The organism is Polaromonas sp. UBA4122, assembly GCA_002381615.1.
Lineage (GTDB): Bacteria > Pseudomonadota > Gammaproteobacteria > Burkholderiales > Burkholderiaceae_C > Polaromonas.
The window spans coordinates 1-6,401 of sequence record DFWY01000030.1 but is presented as its reverse complement, the minus strand read 5'-3'; the positions used below and the strand labels follow the sequence as shown (position 1 = coordinate 6,401).

Here is a 6,401-nt window from a genome sequence, read left to right as displayed (position 1 = left end):
AGCATGAGGTTGTCAAAACGCGGCGCGTTCAACTTCTGCCAGACCTTCACGAGGTCACGGTCAGCACCCTGCATCAGGCCGTCCATCATTTCAACCACGTCCAGACGTGCCCCCAGGGTGGAATACACCGTACCCATTTCCAGACCGATGATGCCGCCGCCCAAAATCAGCATGCGCTTGGGCACTTTTTTCAGGTTCAGGGCGCCGGTCGAATCCACCACGCGCGGATCTTCGGGCATGAAGGGCAGGCGCACTGCCTGCGAGCCTGCCGCGATGATGCAGTGCTTGAATGCAATGGTCTGCTTCTTGCCAGTCTTTTCCTGCGAGGTGCCGATGGTCTCCTCCACCTCCACATGGTGGGTGCCAACGAAGGCACCATAGCCGCGCACGATGGTGACCTTGCGCATCTTGGCCATGGCGGCCAGCCCGCCCGTCAGCTTGCCGACGACTTTTTCCTTATGCGTGCGCAGCTTGTTGATGTCCAGCGTGGGTTCACCAAAGCTCACGCCCAAGCTGTCAAAGTGCTTGACCTCGTCCATTACCGCTGCCACATGCAGCAGCGCCTTGGACGGAATGCAACCGACGTTCAGGCAGACACCGCCCAGCGTTGCGTAGCGCTCGACCAGCACGACTTTCAAACCGAGGTCGGCCGCACGGAAGGCGGCTGAGTAACCGCCCGGGCCTGCACCCAGCACCAGCAGATCGCAGTCAAGATCGGCCGAGCCGCTGAAACTGGCCGCGGCAGGCGCTGGCACAGCAGGAGAAGTTGCTACACTTTTAATAGCTGGTTGCGCCCGTTCTGCTTGGGCTACTGCTTGTTTTTGCTCCGATTCCGGGGTTGAGGCTGCAGCGCCTGCAACCTCCAGCGTCAGAACCACGGATCCCTGCTTGACCTTGTCGCCCAGCTTGACCTTGAGCTCTTTGACCACGCCACTTTGCGACGAGGGGATTTCCATCGACGCCTTGTCGCTTTCCACCGTGATCAGGCTTTGTTCGGCCTTGATGGTGTCGCCGGCCTTGACCAACACTTCAATCACGGACACTTCGTCAAAGTCACCGATGTCCGGTACCTTGATATCGATCAGACTTGTGGATGCGCTCATTTGGAGGCTTTCAATTTGAGGGTAAATACTTCAACCGGTCCGCCAGAATTTTTGTCGAACTCGCAGCCGGCATTCAGGCCCGCCAGCGCCACTTCGCGTGCGGTTTTGGCCTTGTCCCAGCAGGCGTGCATGGCACCCAGCGCAAAACTGCGGCCCGAACCGATACCCCAGAATTCCTTGAACTCAAAAACTTCACGATAGCTATACAGGCCATAGATCCCGCTCGCATTGGCGATCACCACGGTGAACTGGCTGGACTCATAGGGGTCGTTGTCGTCTTCCTTGGTCTGCAGGAAAAACGTTTCTTTCAGCAAGGGGTGCAGCTTGACGAAGGTGTCAAACACCTCGTCGCTGCTGCCCAGCTTGAGCTGCTCTTTGGGCAGCGCCGCCATGACCTTGCGCAGCGCGGGAAAGTGCGCCACCGTACCGGCCATGCCAACATAGCTCAACCCCGCAGGCGTTTCGACCTTGAATATCTTGCTGTTGGCCTCAAACCGGTGGCTCAGGCTGGTATCGCCAAAAGTGACCCGGGTATCAGCGGCAATGGCCACCTGCCCCGCCTTTTTCACCACCACCAAAGTTGTCATAGGAGAACGCGGCGGAAATCCGCCAGTATCTGGCCCAGGTAGGCGTTGAAACGCGCAGCGGCGGCGCCGTCAATCACGCGGTGGTCCCAGCTCAGGCTGAGCGGCAGCATCAGGCGCGGCTGGAAGGTCTTGCCATCCCAAACCGGTTCCATCTGACTCTTGCAGACGCCCAGTATGGCGACCTCGGGGGCATTGATGATGGGTGTGAAGTAACGCCCGCCAATGCCACCTAGCGACGAAATGGTGAAGCATGCGCCCGACATGTCTGCCGGGCTGAGCTTGCCATCACGCGCTTTCTTGGCGAGTTCGCCCATCTCCTGCGAAATTTGCACAATGCCTTTTTTGTCGGCATCCTTGATGACGGGCACTACCAAGCCATTGGGCGTGTCGGCAGCAAACGCGACGTGGTAGTACTGCTTGAGCACCAACTGGTCGCCGTCGAGGGACGCGTTGAACTGGGGAAACTTCTTGAGCGCAGCCACCGAGGCCTTGATCAGGAACGCCAGCATGGTGATCTTGATGGCCGCCTTTTCGTTTTCCTTGTTCATCTGGACACGGAAGGCTTCCAGGTCGGTGATATCGGCATCATCGTGGTTGCAGACGTGCGGAATCATCACCCAGTTTCGGTGCAGATTGGCGGCGCTGATCTTCTTGATGCGTGGCAGATCCTGGCGCTCGACCGGGCCAAACCTGGTGAAGTCCACCTTGGGCCACGGCAGCAGGTCGAGCCCGGCACCGCCACCACCCACGGAAGGCGCGGGCGCTTTGGCCGCCTGCGCCTGGGTGCGGGTGCTACCGGTCATCACAGCTTGGGTGAAGGCCTGAATATCATCCAGCGTGATGCGGCCTTTGGGGCCCCTGCCCTTGACCTCAGCCAGTGGTACGCCCAGTTCGCGGGCAAACTTGCGCACGGAGGGAGAGGCATGCGGCAAAGCAGTTTGCGGTAGTGCCGTGGACTCATGAGCGGGCATGGCGGCAGTCGCCACGGCGGGTGCGGAGGCGGCCGGCGCGGCAGCGGTAGCGGCAACGGGTGCAGCCGAACCCTCCAGTATGGCCAGCAAGTCCCCTATATTGACGATATCGCCCAGCTTGACCTTGAGTTCCTTGAGTACACCCGCGGCGGATGACGGTATCTCCATGGAGGCTTTGTCGGATTCCACCGTGACGAGCGACTGCTCGGCCTTGATGCTATCGCCGACCTTGACCAGCACCTCGATTACAGCAACATCCTTGAAGTCGCCAATATTGGGCACGCGCACTTCGATGGGGCCACTGGCCGCGGCAGCCGGAGCGGTCGCTGCAGAAGCCGGGGTTGATTGACTGGCTGGCAGCGCTTGTGCTGCAGCAGCAGGCGCTTGCTGGGCCGCAGCGGCAGGAGCCGGGGCGGGTACGGGAATGGCTTCGGCGCCTGCCACTTCCAGTGTCAGCACGAGCGAGCCTCGCTTGACCTTGTCGTCGAGCTTGACTTTGAGTTCCTTGACAACGCCGGCGTGGCTGGACGGAATTTCCATGGAGGCCTTGTCGGACTCTACGGTGATCAGCGATTGTTCGGCCTTGACGGTATCGCCTGGCTTGACCAGCAGTTCAATGACCGTCACTTCGTCGAAATCCCCGATGTCAGGAACTTGAATGTCTACCAATGCCATGTTTTTGTCTCCAATTGCTTCAGGCTTCTACGTCAAAGTTTCACATCAAGCGTAAAGAGGATTGATCTTGTCGGCATTGATGCCGTATTTCTTGATGGCTTCGGCCACTTTGGCGCTTGGCACCGTGCCTTCTTCACTGAGTGCTTTCAGGGCCGCAACCACAATGTAGTGACGGTCGATTTCAAAGTGCTCGCGCAGTTTGCTGCGGAAGTCGCTTCGGCCAAAGCCGTCCGTACCCAGCACTTTGTAGGTTCGCCCCTTGGGAATAAAGGAACGAATCTGTTCGGCATAGGCCTTCAGGTAATCCGTTGACGCCACCACGGGGCCGGTGTGCTTTTCAAGCTGCTCGCCTACGAAAGACACGCGCGGCGTCTCCAATGGGTGCAGAAGATTCCAGCGCTCGGTATTCTGGCCATCGCGGGCCAGCTCATTGAAACTCGGGCAACTCCACACGTTGGCGGCAACGCCCCACTCCTTCTCCAGCAACTCCTGCGCGGCAATCGATTCGCGCAGGATGCTTCCCGAGCCCAGCAACTGCACGCGCGGCGTGAGCTTCACGCCTTCCTTGCAGAGGTACATGCCTTTGATGATCTGCTCCTCAGTGCCCGCAGCAAGGCCCGGCATGGGGTAGTTTTCATTGAGCAGCGTGAGGTAATAAAACACGTTGTCCTGCTTTTCAACCATGCGCTTCAGGCCGTGGTGCAGGATCACGCCCACCTCATGCGCGAAGGTCGGGTCGTAGCTGATGCAGTTCGGAATGGTGCCCGCCAGGATTTGGCTGTGGCCGTCTTCGTGCTGCAGGCCTTCGCCGTTCAGCGTGGTGCGGCCCGAGGTGCCGCCCAGCAGGAAGCCGCGGGCCTGCATGTCGCCGGCCGCCCAGGCCAAGTCGCCCACGCGCTGAAAACCGAACATCGAGTAGTACACATAGAACGGGATCATGATCCGGTTGTTGGTGCTGTACGAGGTGGCTGCTGCGATCCAGCTGCTCATGCCGCCGGCCTCGTTGATGCCTTCCTGCAGGATCTGGCCCTTCGTGTCTTCCCTGTAGTACATCACCTGGTCTTTATCGACCGGGGTGTATTTCTGGCCCTCAGGGTTGTAAATGCCGATCTGCCGGAACAGGCCTTCCATGCCAAAAGTGCGTGCCTCGTCCACCAGAATGGGCACCACGCGCGGACCCAGCGCCTGATCGCGCAGCAGCTGCGTGAGAAAGCGCACATACGCTTGCGTGGTCGAGATTTCGCGGCCTTCGGCCGTGGGATCCATCACCGATTTGAAGGTTTCAAGCGACGGCACGGTGAACTGTTCGTCGGACTTTGTGCGGCGGTGCGGCAGGTAGCCGCCGAGAGCCTTGCGGCGCTCATGCAGATAGCGCATCTCGGGCATGTCGTCGGCCGGCTTGTAGAACGGAATATCGGCCAGCTGGCTGTCCGGTATCGGAATATTAAAGCGGTCGCGGAAGGTCTTGATGACTTCGTCGGTTAACTTCTTGGTCTGGTGCACGGTGTTTTTGCCCTCACCAATCTTGCCCATGCCAAAACCCTTGACGGTCTTGATCAGCAGCACAGTCGGCTGACCTTCGTGCTTGACGGCAGCATGGTAGGCGGCGTACACCTTTTGCGGGTCGTGCCCACCCCGTCGCAATTGCCAGATATCGTCGTCGCTCATCTTGGCCACCATTTCCAGCGTACGCGGGTCACGGCCGAAGAAGTGCTTGCGCACGTAGGCGCCGTCGTTGGCTTTGAAGGACTGGTAGTCGCCGTCCAGCGTGTCCATCATCAGGCGCCGCAAAGCGCCCTCTTTGTCGCGCGCCAGTAGCGGGTCCCAATTATTACCCCACAGCAGCTTGATAACGTTCCATCCCGCGCCACGAAACTCGGCTTCCAGCTCTTGCACGATCTTGCCATTGCCGCGCACCGGACCATCAAGGCGCTGCAGGTTGCAGTTGATCACAAAAATCAGGTTGTCCAGCTTCTCGCGCGCCGCCAGGCCGATGGCACCCCGGCTTTCCACTTCGTCCATCTCCCCGTCACCACAAAACACCCAGACTTTGCGGTTCGCGGTATCGGCGATGCCACGGGCATGCAGGTACTTCAAAAAGCGCGCCTGATAAATCCCCATCAGCGGTCCCAAGCCCATGGAAACGGTGGGGAATTGCCAGAACTCGGGCATCAGCTTCGGGTGCGGATAACTTGACAGGCCTTCGCCGTCCACTTCCTGGCGGAAGTTGAGCAACTGCTCTTCCGACAAGCGGCCTTCGAGGTAGGCGCGGGCATAAATGCCCGGCGACGAGTGGCCCTGAATGAACAGGCAGTCGCCGCCATGGTTTTCGCTCTCGGCATGCCAGAAATGGTTGAACCCCGCGCCAAACATGTGCGCAAGCGACGCGAACGAGCCAATGTGCCCGCCCAGATCGCCACCGTCCACCGGGTGATGGCGATTGGCTTTGACCACCATGGCCATCGCATTCCAGCGCATGTAGGCACGCAAGCGTTCCTCCATTTCGATATTGCCGGGGCAGCGCTCTTCCTGATCAACCTCGATCGTGTTCACATAGCCCGTATTGGCCGAAAACGGCATGTCAATGCTGCTCTGGCGCGCATGCTCAAGCAGTTGCTCCAGCAGAAAGTGGGCGCGCTCAGGGCCCTCACTTTCAATCACCGCCGACAGTGCATCCATCCACTCCCGGGTTTCCTGCGTGTCTTTGTCCAGCGCATCGTTGGCAGCAGCGCGTAAGTTGTCTGCACCTGCTTGGTTTGCTTGGTTTGCTTCGATTGGGTTGGCAGCCATTTTTGTCTCCTGAATTACTAATGCTTGTGAGCTTGTTAACCTGCAACACAGCCTCGCGGGGGGGCTGCGTACACACTTGTGTCCAAGGCGTGTTTTTAACGCAAATTAGATTGAAGTTTCTAGTTTCTCATATTATTTCCTAAATTTCAAATTGTGCATATTGATTTCACATTAAGAAATTTAAAACGACATCAAATCCCCAAGGCTGTGTCACAACGTGAAAAGAAACACTTCGATCGAAAAATTGGGGGTACCAAAACCATTCCCGAGCCTGC

4 protein-coding genes are annotated in these 6,401 nt (G+C 58.7%); all 4 read right to left on the bottom strand.

The features are described 5' to 3' along the window. The coding region (locus B3F77_RS04345) for an FAD-dependent oxidoreductase (protein ID WP_293603773.1) at positions 1-1,103 on the bottom strand (1,103 nt) is incomplete at its 3' end. Next, the gene (locus B3F77_RS04340; RefSeq protein ID WP_293603772.1) at positions 1,100-1,690 is read right to left on the bottom strand and encodes an MFS transporter; all 591 of its coding nucleotides are present in this window, start codon (positions 1,688-1,690) and stop codon (positions 1,100-1,102) included. The genes B3F77_RS04345 and B3F77_RS04340, both read right to left, overlap by 4 nt. Further along, on the bottom strand, positions 1,687-3,336 hold the full coding sequence (gene aceF / locus B3F77_RS04335) for a dihydrolipoyllysine-residue acetyltransferase (RefSeq protein ID WP_293603771.1): 1,650 nt from the start codon (positions 3,334-3,336) through the stop codon (positions 1,687-1,689). Before aceF ends, B3F77_RS04340 begins: the two co-directional genes overlap by 4 nt. Before the next feature lie 45 nt (positions 3,337-3,381). Then, positions 3,382-6,126: a pyruvate dehydrogenase (acetyl-transferring), homodimeric type gene (gene aceE / locus B3F77_RS04330; RefSeq protein ID WP_293603770.1), complete on the bottom strand. Its 2,745-nt coding sequence runs from the start codon at positions 6,124-6,126 to the stop codon at positions 3,382-3,384. Positions 6,127-6,401: the final 275 nt, after the last annotated feature.

Excerpts from the sequence above, each read along its gene's own strand:
- B3F77_RS04340 (WP_293603772.1), bottom strand. The coding sequence starts at position 1,690 with ATGACAACTTTGGTGGTGGTGAAAAAGGCGGGGCAGGTGGCCATTGCC.
- aceF (WP_293603771.1), bottom strand. The coding sequence starts at position 3,336 with ATGGCATTGGTAGACATTCAAGTTCCTGACATCGGGGATTTCGACGAA.
- aceE (WP_293603770.1), bottom strand. The coding sequence starts at position 6,126 with ATGGCTGCCAACCCAATCGAAGCAAACCAAGCAAACCAAGCAGGTGCA.